At 42.0% G+C, this 16,504-nt stretch carries 18 protein-coding genes and 1 pseudogene; 14 read left to right on the top strand and 5 right to left on the bottom strand.

Annotated elements, in window-relative coordinates:
* Window positions 1–13: 13 nt before the first annotated feature.
* On the top strand, window positions 14–598 hold the full coding sequence (locus tag KSP24_RS09310) for a phage holin (protein ID WP_216974978.1): 585 nt from the start codon (window positions 14–16) through the stop codon (window positions 596–598).
* Between the two features lie 472 nt (window positions 599–1,070).
* On the opposite strand, the gene KSP24_RS09305 is transcribed toward KSP24_RS09310, so the two are convergent.
* The gene (locus tag KSP24_RS09305; RefSeq protein ID WP_064962270.1) at window positions 1,071–1,535 is read right to left on the bottom strand and encodes a hypothetical protein; all 465 of its coding nucleotides are present in this window, start codon (window positions 1,533–1,535) and stop codon (window positions 1,071–1,073) included.
* A 401-nt stretch (window positions 1,536–1,936) separates the two neighbouring features.
* Between KSP24_RS09305 and KSP24_RS09300 the strand changes: the two genes are divergently transcribed.
* Window positions 1,937–2,383, top strand: coding sequence for a NucA/NucB deoxyribonuclease domain-containing protein (locus tag KSP24_RS09300; RefSeq protein WP_216974977.1), 447 nt, complete (start codon window positions 1,937–1,939; stop codon window positions 2,381–2,383).
* A gap of 139 nt (window positions 2,384–2,522) precedes the next feature.
* Here KSP24_RS09300 and KSP24_RS09295 read toward each other — a convergent pair whose 3' ends face one another.
* Together KSP24_RS09295 and KSP24_RS09290 are read right to left on the bottom strand one after the other, a co-directional pair.
* The gene (locus tag KSP24_RS09295; protein WP_016822009.1) at window positions 2,523–2,687 is read right to left on the bottom strand and encodes a hypothetical protein; all 165 of its coding nucleotides are present in this window, start codon (window positions 2,685–2,687) and stop codon (window positions 2,523–2,525) included.
* A gap of 22 nt (window positions 2,688–2,709) precedes the next feature.
* Window positions 2,710–3,318 (bottom strand): hypothetical protein, encoded by a 609-nt coding sequence (locus KSP24_RS09290; protein ID WP_216974976.1) that lies wholly within the window; start codon window positions 3,316–3,318, stop codon window positions 2,710–2,712.
* A 273-nt stretch (window positions 3,319–3,591) separates the two neighbouring features.
* Between KSP24_RS09290 and KSP24_RS09285 the strand changes: the two are divergent.
* The 8 genes and pseudogenes from KSP24_RS09285 to KSP24_RS09250 form a co-directional block, all read left to right on the top strand.
* Window positions 3,592–4,068, top strand: a pseudogene (locus tag KSP24_RS09285) (helix-turn-helix domain-containing protein); the annotation flags it as partial.
* A 99-nt stretch (window positions 4,069–4,167) separates the two neighbouring features.
* Window positions 4,168–4,470, top strand: coding sequence for a hypothetical protein (locus KSP24_RS09280; RefSeq protein ID WP_216974975.1), 303 nt, complete (start codon window positions 4,168–4,170; stop codon window positions 4,468–4,470).
* A gap of 1,069 nt (window positions 4,471–5,539) precedes the next feature.
* Window positions 5,540–6,163, top strand: coding sequence for a LysE family translocator (locus KSP24_RS09275; RefSeq protein ID WP_216974974.1), 624 nt, complete (start codon window positions 5,540–5,542; stop codon window positions 6,161–6,163).
* A gap of 336 nt (window positions 6,164–6,499) precedes the next feature.
* Entirely contained in the window at window positions 6,500–7,252 is a 753-nt protein-coding gene (locus KSP24_RS09270) for a collagen-like protein (protein ID WP_216974973.1), read from the top strand.
* A 161-nt stretch (window positions 7,253–7,413) separates the two neighbouring features.
* Window positions 7,414–7,542, top strand: coding sequence for a phage terminase small subunit-related protein (locus KSP24_RS25225; protein WP_267893736.1), 129 nt, complete (start codon window positions 7,414–7,416; stop codon window positions 7,540–7,542).
* 118 nt (window positions 7,543–7,660) lie between these two features.
* The gene (locus KSP24_RS09260) at window positions 7,661–8,284 is read left to right on the top strand and encodes a LysE family translocator (RefSeq protein WP_216974972.1); all 624 of its coding nucleotides are present in this window, start codon (window positions 7,661–7,663) and stop codon (window positions 8,282–8,284) included.
* A 264-nt stretch (window positions 8,285–8,548) separates the two neighbouring features.
* Window positions 8,549–9,430: an AraC family transcriptional regulator gene (locus KSP24_RS09255; protein ID WP_216974971.1), complete on the top strand. Its 882-nt coding sequence runs from the start codon at window positions 8,549–8,551 to the stop codon at window positions 9,428–9,430.
* A 100-nt stretch (window positions 9,431–9,530) separates the two neighbouring features.
* Window positions 9,531–10,862: a prolyl oligopeptidase family serine peptidase gene (locus tag KSP24_RS09250; RefSeq protein ID WP_216974970.1), complete on the top strand. Its 1,332-nt coding sequence runs from the start codon at window positions 9,531–9,533 to the stop codon at window positions 10,860–10,862.
* Window positions 10,863–11,025: 163 nt separating this feature from the next.
* Here the strand turns inward: KSP24_RS09250 and KSP24_RS09245 are convergent, their stop codons facing one another.
* Window positions 11,026–11,814 carry a polysaccharide deacetylase family protein gene (locus KSP24_RS09245; RefSeq protein ID WP_216974969.1) on the bottom strand — a complete coding sequence of 263 codons (789 nt, stop codon included), beginning with the start codon at window positions 11,812–11,814 and terminating at the stop codon, window positions 11,026–11,028.
* Between the two features lie 297 nt (window positions 11,815–12,111).
* On the opposite strand from KSP24_RS09245, the gene KSP24_RS09240 reads away from it, so the two are divergent.
* On the top strand, window positions 12,112–12,486 hold the full coding sequence (locus KSP24_RS09240) for a PH domain-containing protein (protein ID WP_216974968.1): 375 nt from the start codon (window positions 12,112–12,114) through the stop codon (window positions 12,484–12,486).
* 116 nt (window positions 12,487–12,602) lie between these two features.
* Here the strand turns inward: KSP24_RS09240 and KSP24_RS09235 are convergent, their stop codons facing one another.
* On the bottom strand, window positions 12,603–12,923 hold the full coding sequence (locus tag KSP24_RS09235; protein ID WP_165080513.1) for a hypothetical protein: 321 nt from the start codon (window positions 12,921–12,923) through the stop codon (window positions 12,603–12,605).
* Between the two features lie 193 nt (window positions 12,924–13,116).
* Here KSP24_RS09235 and KSP24_RS09230 point away from each other — a divergent pair, with 193 nt between their 5' ends.
* The 3 genes from KSP24_RS09230 (at window position 13,117) to KSP24_RS09220 (ending at window position 16,382) form a co-directional block, all read left to right on the top strand.
* The gene (locus tag KSP24_RS09230; protein WP_040101879.1) at window positions 13,117–14,082 is read left to right on the top strand and encodes a carbohydrate ABC transporter permease; all 966 of its coding nucleotides are present in this window, start codon (window positions 13,117–13,119) and stop codon (window positions 14,080–14,082) included.
* The gene (locus tag KSP24_RS09225) at window positions 14,079–14,900 is read left to right on the top strand and encodes a carbohydrate ABC transporter permease (protein WP_216974967.1); all 822 of its coding nucleotides are present in this window, start codon (window positions 14,079–14,081) and stop codon (window positions 14,898–14,900) included. The genes KSP24_RS09230 and KSP24_RS09225 overlap by 4 nt, the downstream gene beginning before the upstream one ends.
* A 117-nt stretch (window positions 14,901–15,017) precedes the next feature.
* A complete protein-coding gene (locus KSP24_RS09220; RefSeq protein ID WP_129548877.1) occupies window positions 15,018–16,382 on the top strand; it encodes an ABC transporter substrate-binding protein in 1,365 nt (454 codons plus the stop codon).
* Window positions 16,383–16,504: the final 122 nt, after the last annotated feature.

Genomic DNA, 16,504 nt, shown 5'->3' with positions numbered 1-16,504 from the left:
GGGGGATTTATAAATGCAAACTATTATCGAAACCATACAACCATATGTAAGTACCGTCGCTACCGCCATTTTAGGAGTCCTGACAGCCATTGTTATAGCTGGGATGAACACGATTAAGGTGAAGGCTAATGAGTGGATAAATGCCCGTACAACGGAGTCACAGCGCGTCCTATTGCACAAATTGGCGGAAGAAGGATTTTCTCTCGCTAAGACAGTTTTCAAAGAGGCGGACGGTCCGAAAAAGCTACAACAGGCTTTATCCTACGTAACCAGACAGCTGCAACAAAGAGGGATTTATCTTACTGACATAGAGATTCAGGGAGCCATAGAAAAGGCGTACCTGGACTACAAAGCCAAGCAAAAACCCATTAACACGGAGGAAGCTACTATAGCGGATGCAGCAGCCAATGTTAGCACCGAAGTAGCAGCTCAAGCAGCAGCGAAAGAGGCTATGGCTAGTTTAGCAGCTAGGGTAAACGAACTGTTGTCACAGGCTACGGCGGAGGTATTCAATACCGTTCCTGTTAAGGTGCAATATGAAGCTGAGGCTATTCCAACATCGATAGGAGATGTTCAAGTGCACCCATCCACTGAATAGAGCAATAGAACTGTTGCATAATCTGAAATGTGAAGAGCTACTGTGCACATTATTTTTGGAGTGGATAGCAATATGGTTATCTAAGTAACTGGTGTAATTGGTGTATTTGAGGCGGTGATTTCGTACATCTTGGTCGAGGCTTGTGTGGATGGGAAGTCGGCTGGAGTTACGGGGACTGACTAGCTTGAATAATCGTAACCATTAGTAGGGTCAGTTAATTTGCTGAATCAGCTGGCAGCTTTCCTTAAGAATATAGCGCCTCCTGATCATTTACAATGAATTCAAAGAGGCGCTTTATATTTACATTTTTTATAATTAACAGTACAACTACCTATTATGTTATTGTTACTTTTTTTCATTGTTGTTGACTAGCCAACTCGGGCCTGTAACAAATCCTCTCAGCAACCGTTTTTCAGTAGTATACTTTGAAACACTAAACGCTCCTTTTCGTCATCAGACAATTAAACGCGTACTAGTAAGCAACCGATCTGTCCACTACTTCTAAGCGAATGTTTTTAATGGATACCAGCGTATGTTCAGTTTCTATCTTAACGTACCGGATATGGCTCACTTCTGGGTGTTTACTCTTGTATATTGTCCAAGGAATAGTGTAAACACCATCATATCTGTCATAATGCAACGGGGTCGAATCCTCTAAGTACCATTTTACTCCATCCTGAGAATAATACAGATTAACCCATTCAGGACTAGCTCCACGATCTTCCGTTTTTGCATTGAAAACACTCTTTATGCTATACATATTTCTTGGAACTCCAGGATCCCCCAGATCAAAGGTGTAAGACATGCCTCCAGCTTTAGCTTCCCATACTTGGCCAATATGGTAGGTATCAGCTGAAACTGTTTCAGGATAACTAGGAAGAATGGTGACTAAAGTAATCATTGCCATTAATAAAATTGAAAACCATTTATTTCTCATTAAATTTCATCCTCTCAAGTTGTTCCCACATTAGATATCTAGTTTTTTATCCTATTTTTAAAAGGTAAGTCTATTTATCAACCGGGTTATTATTACTCTAAAACATCGCAACTGAACAGATAAGTGTAGTGAGCCATGTCACTGTCTGAAGCGTCAAAGCAGTGTCTCGACGGTTACTGACTATGTTACTAAATCTAATTAATTCCTCATTAGAGAGTTCACCCCCTGTAATATATTAACTATATTTGTAATTATAAAGAATAAAATATAAATTTCACATAGGAGTAAATACCTATTTAGCATTTTGTTATGTGCATTTTTAGAAAGAACCGATATTATATAGAAACATCAGTGACACCCTGCTGGCGGTATTTTTCTGTTTTATAGGGGGAGGAATACATATGTTTAAATGGATATTCACCGTACTAATTACAATCCTATTAGCTGGCTGCAGCGTACAACAAGACGTTGTAAAGACCACTAAGAGCGACCCTGTAGCCGTTCCGGTAACGCAGGTATCTGCCGATACGGTCAAGCTGGAATTTCCGTCAGACCGTTATCCTGAAACAGCACAGCACATTAAAGAGGCTATAGCATCCGGAAAGTCACCAGTATGCACCATAGACCGCGAAGGAGCCGACCATAACCGTGAACTATCTCTGAAAGGTGTACCCACTAAAAAAGGCAAAGACCGCGACGAGTGGCCTATGGCGATGTGCTCCGAAGGTGGAGAGGGTGCAGACATTAAGTACATAAGTCCAAAGGATAATCGTGGAGCTGGATCATGGGTAGGTCACAAGTTAGACGACTACGCAGATGGGACAAAAGTTGAATTTATCGTGAAATAGAAAATCCCCGCTAACCTTAATTGGTCGGCGGGGAGTCTTTTTGTCATTGCTCATATGGGATTTACACCAAAAGATTTGGTATGTAATATAAAAGCCCTCCATTAAAGGAAGGCTATAAAAAAATCATAAATTTGTTTGATTATAAATATGAACTAACCAAAGCGATTGCTAAAATAACAAGAATAACCATAAAAAATATTTTATAACCAGGTTGCCCGTGTGTATTTTTTTTCTTCTTAATGTAGTAGACAGCCATATAACTTATTCCCCAAATAATCACTAAAACAGCTAAAATACTGGTCATAGAGTCTCCTTACTGTGTCGTATTACAAAGGTTCAACATCAAACACTGCCGCCCATGAAACAGAAACATAAACTCCGTTACCATTGTTATTAGCGCTCATACGTGCTGCAAACAATGCAAAGTATCCTGCGACTGATCCTGAAATACCTGAAACAGGAGGATACCAAGCAGTTGCCCCTGAAACGAGTGCGCCGCCACCTGCCACACTATTATAGTAATCTATCGCTTGTTTAGTTTGAGAGTCAGTGAATTTCCGATCATATCCCCACCAATGGTAGGTCCAGGATCCGTATTCTGCATTAAGCGAGATGGTATTGTCCTTTATGCTTAAATCGCTATTAACAGTAATTTTACCTGATTTTGATAACTCATTTAATTCATCAAAATGCTTTTGCAAATCCGATAAATTATACTGGTTATAAATATTTTCAGGAACGTCTTTTAGGGACAATACCCCATCCTTAACTTGTACATAGGGTTTTACTGCCTCAACTGCACTCTTTTGAGTTACACTTGAACTTGAATTTTGTGTGATTTGTTCTGTGGATGATTCAGCAGATGCTGCAATTGGAGCAACTGCTGTAAGAGCCAATACACCTGAAAGAATGATTGCTGTGTTCTTTAACTTCATCCAAAACCGTCCTCTCGAAATGGTATTATTTTGAACTACCAATCCAGTGTACCACAAAATAAGGAATAATTTGTGTGTTTTAAATAATTAAATGGAAAATGACACTATAGAACTATTTGTCTTACAGTAGTCGACAATATTCAAAAAATATAATTTAGTCGAATATCGAATGACAAAAATTTCAAAACTTATTGACAACTGTTAAATTATCGACAACAATAGATTGCAATAATATAAAAGTTTTGGGATTTCTGTATGAAGGGTGGATATGATATGAAGCATACACCTACGATTAGAGCAGAATTAGACAGATATCTAGAACAAAAGGGTTTGAGCTTAGCGCAATTTGGACAACTTGCAGGCATGAATAGGGGGATAATAAGTGCTATTGTGACAGGGAATAAGTCAATGTCTGTTAACCAGCTTGACCGAATCACTGAGGCTATGGGTTTACCAGAAGGGGAGTTTTACGATCTGTTTATAGAAAACTTCATCATCGACCATCCTCCGAATATGAGGCGTATCGAACCATTTTTGTTTCGGTGTGCGGAGTTGGACAAGTTGGATGCGATCCGTCGAGTGGTGGGAGCTATCATGGACAATCTACTCTACTCACCCAAGCTATTTGAAATAGCGGAAAAATTATTGTCGCAGGGACGACATGCGGCTGCATTGTTGCTGTATGAGGGGGTAGCTGAAGCGGAGAGATATCAACATTCTGAGCGTTTGGCAGTCTGCCAATATCGTATACTACGGAGGCGGCCATTCTTTAAGCGATGCCGTTATTTACGTGCCTGAAGAACGAACCTTGATTGCTGGTGATTTAATACCAACAAGACGATTCCGGTCATGCCATACGGTAATCCATACGCTTGGATACGCATCCTTAGACGCATTCAAAGAGATCTTAAGGTAGATACTGTCATTCCCGGGCATGGAGATGTGTCCACTCCAGATAAAATCCTAGATGTCATTCGCTTTTTAGAAAAAACGATCGCTTATGTGTCTGAAGCTGCGACGAGCGGAAAACCAGAGTCTTACTGGTTAAATGAAGGTGTATTAAATGGCTATGAAGATTGGCATCTAGCTCAGTATTTCAGATGGAATTTTCGCTGGCTCTTCAATACAATGCTTGTTCAAAAAAATAGATGAGACACAACTAGCACTCCCTTTAACTCCACCAGATTCACAAGACCAGTTCTGAATGTCAACCCGGCAGCACGTTTGGGGATTTTCAAACGTAATTGGCAGTCTGCTTGTTAGGTTAACCTGCCACGTTAGCTTAACATCGCCGTTCAGTCTACAACTTTTCAGCAGGCTGCCGTAACTATGTTAGATCTGGAGATAAAGACGCGGAGGTGTACAGAAAGCATAAAAAGTTAGTTGCTTGCTTTAGAGCAAAATAACTATATTCTGGGGCCGGATAAGTCTACACTACGAGATATCGTCATTCTGGAGAGTTGGGAGCGGGATAGAGCATACCTATGCCGCCAAGAGAAGGTGAGATATTTTAGAATATTAAAATTCAGAAAGATCATTGCTACTTCCTTTGTCTCAATATACAATAAAAGGAAAATGTTGATGGAACCGAATGGTGTGTGGCAACATGGCTGCTTGAATCTCAAAAAAATCACGTGAAAAATACCAATTCTGGCGAATGAGGGCAGATGTAGACGAATAAAACTTTCTGAAGATAAGCCCAAACAAGCTATACAATAGAAGATAAGTTTTATGACGTTCCTCTGCGCGAGTAAATCAAAGATGGGCGGCATGATGTAATAAGGGCCTCAAAAACCTGTAATCCCGCTATTTAAAGGGCTCCCGAGAGGAAGCCCTTTTTTATACCATTGCTACACCATGAGTGCTCAAACAGCTTACAGCAGAGTTTATGTAATTCGGCAGTTTACGTTAGATCATTTGCTCTAATAGTTTCTAACATACTGGTTGATTGATAACTCGCACAGGTGAAAATTAAAAAGAAAATAGGTTTTCTAGTATGCAGAGGTTGACCAATGTGTCGGCCTTTTTGATTTTCTTTAATATTTGAATAGGAACAAATTCATGAAGAAAAGCCCAGGGCACGAATATGTATGCATTGTAATGACTCCAACCCGAATCCAGAGAATACAACAATGGGCGCGTCCTTTTGCGATCAACTCAATTGTCAGATCCCTTTATTGTGGTGTAGTATATATTCAAATTATCCAAAGGGGGAAGTTTTGTGGAGCTTCAATCTATATTAGCTTTTTTGGGAGCAGCAATTGTTCTCACCATTATGCCGGGCCCCGACAACGTGTTCACACTGACACAGAGCATAGCAAAAGGTAGGAATGCAGGGATATTTACTACTTTAGGCCTTTGCACGGGATTGTTGGTTCATATTTTTGCAGCAACCTTCGGCCTCGCGGCAATAATTTATCAATCTTCCTTGGCGTTTGCAGTAATCAAATACGCTGGAGCAGCTTATCTATTATTTTTGGCGTATAAGTCATTTAGAGCAAAAGATACGAGTTTTGAACTTAAGAGTGGAGATACCTTAAATTACAAATCATTGTATAAAAAAGGTGTTATCATGAATGTATTGAATCCCAAAATATCACTTTTTTTCTTGGCTTTTCTCCCTCAGTTCGTAAACCAAGGAAGTGGTAATGTTTCTACTCAAATGCTAGTTCTTGGAGTAGTATTTTTAATGCAAACTTTAGTGCTTTTTATTTTGATAAGTATTTTTGCTGGAAAAGTAGGCTCCTTTCTACGGAGAAATCCATCCTTTTCTAAAAAAATCAATTATATTCAAGGCTCGTTATTTACACTTATCGGATTAAAAATCGCATTTTCCCAAAAATAATAGATTTTCAAACCAATCATTAAGGACTAGCTGTTGAGCTAGTTCTTTTTTTGTTGAAAAAGCATACAACCCACGGGTTGACCTTAGCCGGGCGATGTTGAATAAGAGAAGCTAAAGCAGTCCATTGTGTGGTTGGGTTACATCGACCCGATCATTTGGAACGAACGCACTGGGAACATAGTGGACGGTCACCAACGGTACAAGATCATAGTCAACGAGTTGGAGCATACGGACAGGCCTATGCCTATCTTTTCCTAGATGAAGTCAACAGCCCAATCTTTTTGGTTAATTGCACAATAAGCTAATTTGACTAGACTTTGGAGGTGACCATAAATTATGTTTCGACATTATTGTTGGCAAAAGAGAATGCATCGGAGAAAATTTAGAAGATGTGCAGTTAAAAAGGTCAAAGTTTTGCCGAAGGTCATTGTTAAAGGGATTAGAGGACCTCAAGGACCTCAAGGACCGCAGGGACCCCAAGGACTGCCAGGTCCACAGGGAGTTCCAGGTGCTCAAGGCCAGCAAGGGCTACAAGGTTTTCAAGGAATTCCCGGTCCTGCAGGGCCAGTAGGAGTAACGGGACCGGCAGGAGCAGTAGGACCAGCAGGACCGGCAGGAGCAATAGGACCAGCAGGACCAGCGGGAGCAACGGGGCCAGCAGGACCAGCAGGGCCTGCTGGCTTCGGGATATCAGATTTCTTAAGTGTTTTCCGAGCAGATCCTGGCACGGGGACTGACACAGTTCCGGGTAACACACCAATTACCTTTACTGGGGTTTTAGCGAATGTTGGAGGTGCATTTACTTTCACTCCTCCATCCCCAACGATAACAATTAACGAAACGGGGAGCTACTTCATCTCATTTTCTATTCATAACCAAGGTGATGCTGACTTCAATCTCACTGTTAACGGAACTCCTATAACACCTTTACCTTTCTCAGGTAATGGTGGGGGGCCTACGGCAGCTGAAGTTATTGTAACCGTTACAACAGTTCCAACTACAATACAACTGGTAAATGCCAACGCAACTCCTGCTCAGTTGCACAATAATATTAATACAACTATGACAATATTAAAGTTGACGCCTTAATATTGTTACTTAGTAGTAGCTTATTCAGCAAAAGGCTTAAGGTTTATGTCTTTTATCCAGTCAGTTTGTCTAATTATTCAGAGACCTAAGCTATGGAGGCAGTGAAATGCAGAATGTCTAGAGAGAGAAGTCCTGAACGGGACAAAATCAGACACATGTAGTTGGAGAGCAGCGGGACGATGCGATTTAAGGATATCACCGCTGCTCTTTCTGTTCCTGAAAGTCGGGTCCGCAAATGGAAGAACATTACCATGGCATCCGCGCCAGTTTTATTGGGAGCATCCTTTTGAGTCGGATACAACAGTGACCGAATTGCACATTAGCTTCAAAAGGATGAATGTTAGGTATTGAAATATGGCTGATATCGCGTTAGTATGGTGTATCCGAAATTTCATCTGGAGGCACATTATGAATGATATATTGGCATTTACGATACTACTCATCTTTATTGTCATGTCACCAGGGATTGATTTTGCATTAATAACGAAAAGAACTCTCACTGATGGCAAGAAGGATGGTTTCAAGATTGCACTAGGTTTAACTAGCGGAGCTCTCGTACATACCTTGGCAGCCGCATTGGGGCTTTCTTTAATATTAATGAAGTCAGCCGTAGCATTTGAAGTAGTCAAATATGCGGGTGCAGTTTACTTGATATTTATGGGGTTATCTTCCTTTATAAAAAAAGGAAAGAGTAATTTGGTTCAAGAGAAGCAAGAGAATTCTAAAAAATCAGCGTTTATACAAGGCCTGGTTTCCAATGCACTCAATCCGAAGGTTGCTATTTTTTTTCTCACGTTCTTACCGCAATTTGTTATACCAGATTATAATTCCAGTTTGCAGTTTTTACTGATGGGTTCTCTTTACGCTCTGCTTTCGATTTTATGGTTTACTACAATCGTATTATTGTTAAATTACATAAGAAAATGGTTAATGTCACCCAAAGTTCAGAATATTATCGATAAGGCCACGGGACTCGTGCTGATTGGATTTGGTTTAAATATGATCTTCAAAGTTCAAAAAACAGGATCATAAATAAAGGGACGGGCTATAGAAGCTCGTTCTTCTTTGTTGGGCGGTTGAACGCCTTGCATGAAAGCGTTGACATGAATTTCAACCCTCTATATACTTAGCTTAGTTAAATGAGAATGAATAGCACTAGGATTGTTACTGTTACGCAGGCAAAACCTAAGGAACAAAATGTTAAGATCCAAGGATCTTATGTATTTTGTTATCTTAGGTTTTTTTGTTTATGGAGAGAGGGAGGTATTATGTTCACATCTGAGAGGAGCGACAAACTTGGAATACAAATATGAGCTGGTCCAGGCAGACAATCATTTTCCATTAAAAATTATAGTTCATTCCTCCAATGAACCAGCATACATACCTAGGCATTGGCACGACAGCATCGAAATATCTTATGTACTCTCAGGAAGAATTGACAATATCTATATAGATGGCATGAATTATAGCTCCAAAGAAGGAGATATTGTGCTCATTAATTCGAATGCTATTCATTCCTTTTCTGTGGCTAAGGGCAAAGGTAGAGAGGCTATAACCATTCTGATTCCTTCTGGATTTATTCGAGAAAATACTAAGGACAGTAATCCCATTTCATTCGATTGTATATCCATTTTCGAAACCAATGAGCAGAGATTACAGCATTTTAAGGAGCTGCGTGATCTGTTAAACACATTATTTGTAGCTTACCTCAACCAGCACAATGACCCTTTAGTACATATCCATCTAACGTCGCTATCTTATAAACTGGTGTACCTTTTATTAATGTATTTTAAAATTGACAACGAATCGATCCCATGCTTTAACACTCATAAATATTTGGAGCGACTGACGTTGATAACCGATTATATCAAAGAAAATTACGATCAGAGTCTATCCCTGGATTTCATAGCTCAGATTTTTGGATTATCTCCCGAATATTTGTCCCGTTTTTTTGTAAAGCATGTAGGTATGACGCTATTTCAATATATCAATGCCATCCGTCTGGAGAAATCTTTCCGTGTTCTTATGAATACGGACCATTCTATTATACAAATTGCGCTGGAACACGGATTTCCAAACGAGAAGTCTTTTGCCAGGGTATTTAAAAAGGTTTATCAAGCGACACCGCATCAATATCGTAAAAAGCACAAGAGGCGTTCTGAAGCAAGGAGTCAGTAATTGACCTGAATTAGGCTAATAAAAGGCAGGATGAAAATAAAAAAATCATTAAAATTAATAATATAAGCGTTTTATCAATGGATCTGGGAGGTAAGACATCATGTTTAAACAGTTTAAAAAGGTTGCTAAAACAACTATGTTATTCACTTTAGCTATCAGTACGACCCTTGTATTCAGCAACGGTGCATGGGCTGCCAAGGATGCCAAGATGCAGCCTACTTCATACCGGACGGTTGCGGAGGTGAAGGATTGGGGAGCAACCATTACGAAGATCATTGTTAATCTGGGTAAGCCGGTACCCAAAGATGCGATAACCAAGGATACATTTAAGGTATATGTGGAAAGAAGCGACAATAGGTTGGTAAATTCCTTTGTTGAGAAAGGCAACCGGAAGGTCACCAAGGCCTATGTATCGGACAAAAGTGGCAACCCTGTAAGTAAAACAGGAAGCTACGTTGTGTTGGAAATGGAAATCGGCCCAGCGGTAACTCTAAGCTCTGCCATTCATTATGATGCGGCGGGTTCGGGGTTTAACGCATGGAATGATAACAAATATACGATCACGCAGCAAAAAGCTATAAAAACCAAATCAGGCACGATTTCCGGCTTGAAGATTGATACCTCTGCAGGCGAGATACGGCAGCTGGTTGATCAATTTACCACTGGTAAAGCTACTTCTGATGGGGTTACTTTAACCTACGCGAGCTATGCACCGACAAAAGACAAGGTGAAAAACCCTTTGGTGATCTGGCTGCACGGTATGGGGGAGGGAGGTACAGATCCGACGATTCCGATTTCGGGTAATAAAGCAGCGAATTTTGCTTCTAAGGATATTCAATCGTATTTTGGCGGGGCTTATGTGCTGGCACCTCAGACTCCAACCTACTGGATGGATGGTTTTACAGGCTTTGGAGACGGAACCTCGAAGTATGAGCAAGCATTGATGTCCTTAATTAAGGAATACGTGGCCAAAAACAAAGACATTGATACAGATCGAATCTACATTGGTGGAGACTCCAACGGCGGATATATGACTATGTTGCTGATCCGTGATTATAAAGACTATTTTGCAGCAGCCGTGGTGGCGTGTGAAGCCTTAAAGGATAGCCTAATCACCGACGAACAAATTAACGATATGAAGGACCTGCCGATCTGGTTTGTGGCTGCCCAAACCGATACTGTGGTTCCACCCAACGATTATATGATTCCGACCTACAACCGTTTAGTGAATGCCGGAGCAAAGGATGTCCATATGTCGTTGTTTGATAACGTAGTGGATACTTCTGGTTTGTACAAGAAGAGTGATAAAACACCGTATGAATACAATGGTCACTGGTCCTGGATTTACGTGTATAACAACGAAGTATCGAAGGTGATTAACGGAAAGAAAACAACGATGATGCAATGGCTGGCCTCCAAAACATTGAACTGAACGGTATAGCTGTAAAATAAGATGTGGTGCTCACTATTGAGGTTGGGATTTATCCTCTCACAAGTTAAATAAACTTGTGAGAGGTCTCTTGTATTACCTAATTTCCATTTCGTTCCTGCATACTTTTTGCATAGTCAACGGCGAGCCCACTTTCCTTGCTCTTTCACTTATTCACCTCAATCAGCCCATCCGGCTTTTCTCGATTAGAGAGTAATTCAGATACAGTGACGAAGGAATAACCTCTTTTCTTGAGCTCAGGGAGAATAATCTTCAAGGCTTCAACGGTTTGTGTACTTTGATGTACATAATCGTGCATGAGGACAATGTCGCCGTTACGGGCGTTACCAAGCACCTTATCTGCGATACGGTGTACACCAGGCTTTCGCCAATCTAGAGTATCCTGATGCCAGGACCATAAAATAATTTTTAGCCCCTTCTCCTTGGATAGCTTGACGACTGAATCGTTATAGGAGCCGCCTGGTGGTCTAAATAGATGGGTCCCCGCACCAGTTGCCTGAACGATGCTCGTCTGACCTTGGTCCAATTCGGACAGAGCTTTGTTGCGGGAGATATATTGAAAGGATGAATGAAGGAAGGTATGATTGCCAACTTCATGTCCTTCCTCTCGTTCCCGTTTTACAAGGTGTGGCAGCTTTTCTACACGACTGCCAACGACAAAAAAGGTCGCTTTCGCATCATATTTTTGAAGTAAATCGAGAATGGCAGGCGTATTGCTTTCGTCCGGTCCGTCATCGAATGTGAGAGCGATAAGCTTACGATGGGTAGGAACTTCCCATACAATGTCGCCCCGTTCTTCGTAATAGGCTCTTCCCTTTGTAGGAGCGGGGGAGGCATATGATGTGTCTTGTGCATTCGTATATGGAATGGGGCAAGAACTGATACACAGCAAAGAAACAGCGATTCCAGCGCATAGCAAACGGTTATATTTCATCAGGCTTCTTCTCCGTTCTGACGTATTCTCACATTAGCTTGCCAAGAAGAAGCGTATACCATTCCTCATTTCTGAATTTTGCTCAATAACAGTGCTAGCTTGCTTGTTGATAACATCCTGTGCCCATGTTAAGTTGTACATATCCATCCTTGGTTTTAATGTGCAGTGAAGATCGGTCATTGTCCAGTTCTTAATCTGACGAAAAATGGAAGAGGTCGACGGGACAAGCCGCAAAAGCTGATTTGAAGTCATGGAGTTGCGACTCGTTCCTGAGCTTCGAACAGGAGATGAGACGGGATGAAAACAGATGAAAAAGAGCTGCGAGCTATTAGTCTGACGTTGGAAGCTGGCGAACATATCCGATCCTGTATTAGTTGTACGTATAATTTGCAACAAAGCTCTGAGAAGATACCGCTTTATGGAATAATGGCAGTAACGTCCCAACGAATCATCTTTTATTCCTGCACTATGGGTATTCCTTGGATCAAGTTCATTAATTATCACCATATTTCGCAGGCTAAGCTGGAGAAGGATTTGTCAGGTACTAAAGGGAGCATCCTGTTGATCAATCAGGGTGTAAATGAGGTGTTCTGCCACCTGCCGAATGAAGATCGTATAGAGCGTTTTGTAGCTGTACTAGAGCAGGAAGCAGGCATCTCCTGTGAGAACTAATGATTATAAGAACACAAATAACTAAAACCTCCAACTACGTAATGTGCCAAGGGTAGGCTACTTACGGATTTGGAGGTTTTTTGTCTTTTAGTTAGGCAGATTGCATGGATTAAGCGCTAGCTCAACAGGACTATAACCAACAAATTAAATAGCACCAGCGGCAGAATGACATTGTTGTAGGCATAGGAACGATCAGGGGCTGGGGTGCCTGAGGAGGGTGAGTGATACTGCTGAGGGACTCTCAGATACAAATGATCCGCATCCATGTGCACAATCGTTCCTTCATACACATGATGATCCATCGTTTGTACCCTAACCGTGTGATTCATGTAGGGGCTCAATTGATAATGCAATTGATCGCGGACTTTTTTAAGTTCTTGTTGGAATTCCGGTCTAGCTTGATATAAAGTTTGCGGACTGACGGTATTGTACGACATTCGCCTCTGACCTCCATACTCATAATAATGATATATCGTATGCAGGAGCCTGTGCCCTTGTGCGAGTACCCAATTAGGATTGGTTTTACAAAGAGTAAAAACATTAACATTTTACTCCAGTCCACTTGATGTTCCCTTTACATCAAAACGATACACTTACTGAGGTTGGTTTAAAAGAAAGGGGCGTTCCGTTTTGGGTGAACTTAACAAATCTTTGGGACTGGGGACGAGGAGCCAGCAACGGACATCGTCTAAAGCTCGCATACGCACGGGTTCGCTAAAAATTCAAAGACTGCGCGAAAACGCGCTGGCGTATACCTTTTTGGCTCCATCGCTTATTTTGTTTGCTGTATTTATGTTTTATCCGATGATAAAGTCCGTTTATCTTAGCTTGCATTCTACAGATCCCGCAGGAAACGTTGCAGATTATGTGGGGTTCGATAACTTTGCTATGCTGTTCAGCTCAGGTCAGTTTCTACAGGGGATTAAGGTCACGCTGCTTTTTGCGGTATTGACGGTACCTGTGGGTATTTTACTGGCACTGGTACTCGCTGCCCTCACACACAGTAAGTTACGTGGGATGCGTATCTTCCAATTTGCCTTCTCGCTACCGATGGTGTTGTCGGTGGGTTCATCTGCGGTCATTTGGAAATTTCTTTTCCATCCCACACTGGGAATGTTCAACTATGTGCTTTCCCTGTTACATATCAATCCAGTTCCGTGGTTGACCAGTCCGGATTGGGCGCTGTTCTCCGTAGCCATAATGACCATCTGGATGAATCTTGGCTTCAATTACATTATCTTATCGAGCGGACTTCAAGGGATTCCAGACGACATGTACGAAAGTGCCAAAATGGACGGAGCCGGACCATTGGTCACGTTCTGGCGTATTTCTATGCCGCTGCTATCACCGACGATCTTTTTTGTGACTGTAGTTTCCATCATTGGTGCCTTCCAGTCTTTTGCTCAAATTAATATCTTGACCAAAGGCGGTCCGGTGAACAGTACAAATGTATTTGTATATTCCATTTATCAGGAAGCTTTCGTTAATTTCCGGTTCGGAACAGGGAGTGCGCAGGCGATTGTCTTGTTCGCCGTCATTTTGGTGCTTACGATGATTCAGTTTAAATGGGTGGAAAGAAAGGTGCATTACCAATGAAACAACACCTGAATTCAACATTACTGTATGTGCTGCTTACGATTGCAGCCGCTCTGATTTTGTATCCGGTGATTTATACATTTTTTATGGCGGTCATGTCACCGGAGGAAGCGAGCGCTTACCCACCAAGCTTTTTCCCGCATTCCTTTCATATGGTCAATTTCACTGAAGTGTTTGAAATCGTTCCGATTGCAGCCTTTATCGGCAACACCTTTCTCATTTCGGGTCTGACGATGATCGGACAACTGATTACAGCCAGCCTGGCGGCCTATGCCTTTGCCAAAATGGAATTCAAGGGGAAAAACTTCATTTTTAGCATGTTTGTCGCGACGATGATGATCCCTTGGGAAGTTACCATTATTCCTAACTATCTGACGGTGCGAAGCTGGAACTGGCTTGATACGTATCAAGGGTTGACGGTTCCATTTCTGGCGACGGCATTCGGAACATTCCTGTTAAGACAATTTTTCCTCCAGCTTCCCAAGGAACTGTTCGAGGCTGCTCGTATGGATGGGTGCGGACATATCCGATATTTCCTGTTCCATGTGCTTCCGTTATCGCGCCCTGCACTCGGAACACTGGCTGTGTATTCGTTCCTGAACATGTACAATTCCTATCTTTGGCCTTTGCTGGTCACAAATAGCGAGAATATGCGTACCGTACAGATCGGCATATCCATGCTGGAGTTTCAGGAATCGACTTCATGGAATCTGGTGTTTGCGGGTACAGCACTTGTCATTTTACCGTCTCTGCTCCTGCTGATCTTTGGACTCAAACAGCTGGTGCGTGGAATGGCAGCGGGTGCGCTTAAAGGCTAATCATAGATGCAAAAGACAGCAACACCTGCGCAAGCAGCCTATATACAAAGCTTTAACGCACAAGAGTACGAACATTTCATTCAAGAATCATTTAATCAAAGGGAGAGAAGAGAGATTATGAGATTTTTTCGTTTGAAAAGTGCTTTGACCCTGCTTATTCTGACTGCTATGGTAGTTGCAGCAGGTTGTAGCAACAATACAGCGGCGGAGAAGCCGAGTAATGGTAATGATGGGACTGCAGCGGCTTCACCTATAAAACTGACTTGGTGGCATTCAATGTCCGGCAACGGTGAAAAAGCGATCAAGCAGATCGCTGCTGACTTTAACGCTAGTCATAAGGACATTCAGGTAGAGCCAGTATATCAAGGTAAATATGATGACAGCTTGAACAAGCTGAAAGCGTCGCTGGGTTCTAATAGCGGACCGGACATCATTCAAGTATACGAAATCGGCAGTAAATTCATGATTGACTCTAAAATGATCACGCCTGTACAACAATTTATTGATGCAGATAAGTTCGATTTGTCGCAGCTTGAACCAAATATTACACGATACTACACGATTGATGGTAAATTGAACGCGATGCCGTTCAATACGTCAAACCCGATTTTATATTACAACAAGGATGCTTTCAAAGCCGCAGGACTTGACCCAGCTAATCCTCCGAAAACGTATGATGAATTCGAGAAAGCTGCCAAAGCCTTGAGTAAGGATGGTAAATCCGGTGCATCCATTGCCATCTACGGCTGGTTTATGGAGCAACTGTTTGCCAATCAGAACGCGGACTATGTGAATAATGGCAATGGACGCGAGCAAGCAGCTACAGAATCCTTGCTGAATTCGGATGCCGGTGTAAAAACACTGACATGGTGGAAGAAAATGATTGATGAAAAGGTCGTATCCAATTTAGGACGTAACTCCGACGATACGGCAAAAGCTTTTTCTGCAGGACAAATTGCGATGACGCTGGATTCTACCGCTTCGCTGCGTAATATTGTGGAGCAGGTTGGCGATAAATTCGAAGTAGGCACAGGATTCCTGCCAAGAGCCAATGAAGCAAAAGAAGGCGGCGTGGTTGTAGGTGGCGCGAGCTTATACATCATGAACAACAAGCCTGAAGCCCAGCAAAAGGCAGCATGGGAGTTCATTAAATTCGTCGCTTCCCCAGCAGTACAGGCACAATGGAGTGTGAACACAGGGTACTTCCCGATTACGAAAGCAGCTTATGACGAGAAGGTACTCAAAGATAATATGGTAAAATATCCGCAATTCCAGACGGCCGTTGACCAGTTGCACGCATCGGCACAATCCACTGCTACACAAGGCGCAGTAATGGGCGTATTCCCAGAAGCGCGTCAAATCGTCGAAGGTGCGATCGAAGCTGTTCTGAGTGGCCAGCAGCAACCAAAACAGGCGCTGGACCAAGCTGCACAAGAAATTACAGGCAAAATTGCGCAATACAATCAAACAGTGAAGAAATAGTCGGCCCTCCCTTAAAATCGGCTGATAATCCATAGGATGTGCCCCCTTATTAGCCGATTTTATGAAATAACGGATCGAATGAGTGACCCCCTCACTTATTCGATCCGTTTTTGCATTTCTGT

Source organism: Paenibacillus sp. AK121, from assembly GCF_019042715.1.
GTDB classification, from domain to species: Bacteria; Bacillota; Bacilli; order Paenibacillales; family Paenibacillaceae; genus Paenibacillus; species Paenibacillus polymyxa_C.
This window is presented reverse-complemented; position numbering and strand designations above follow the sequence as displayed.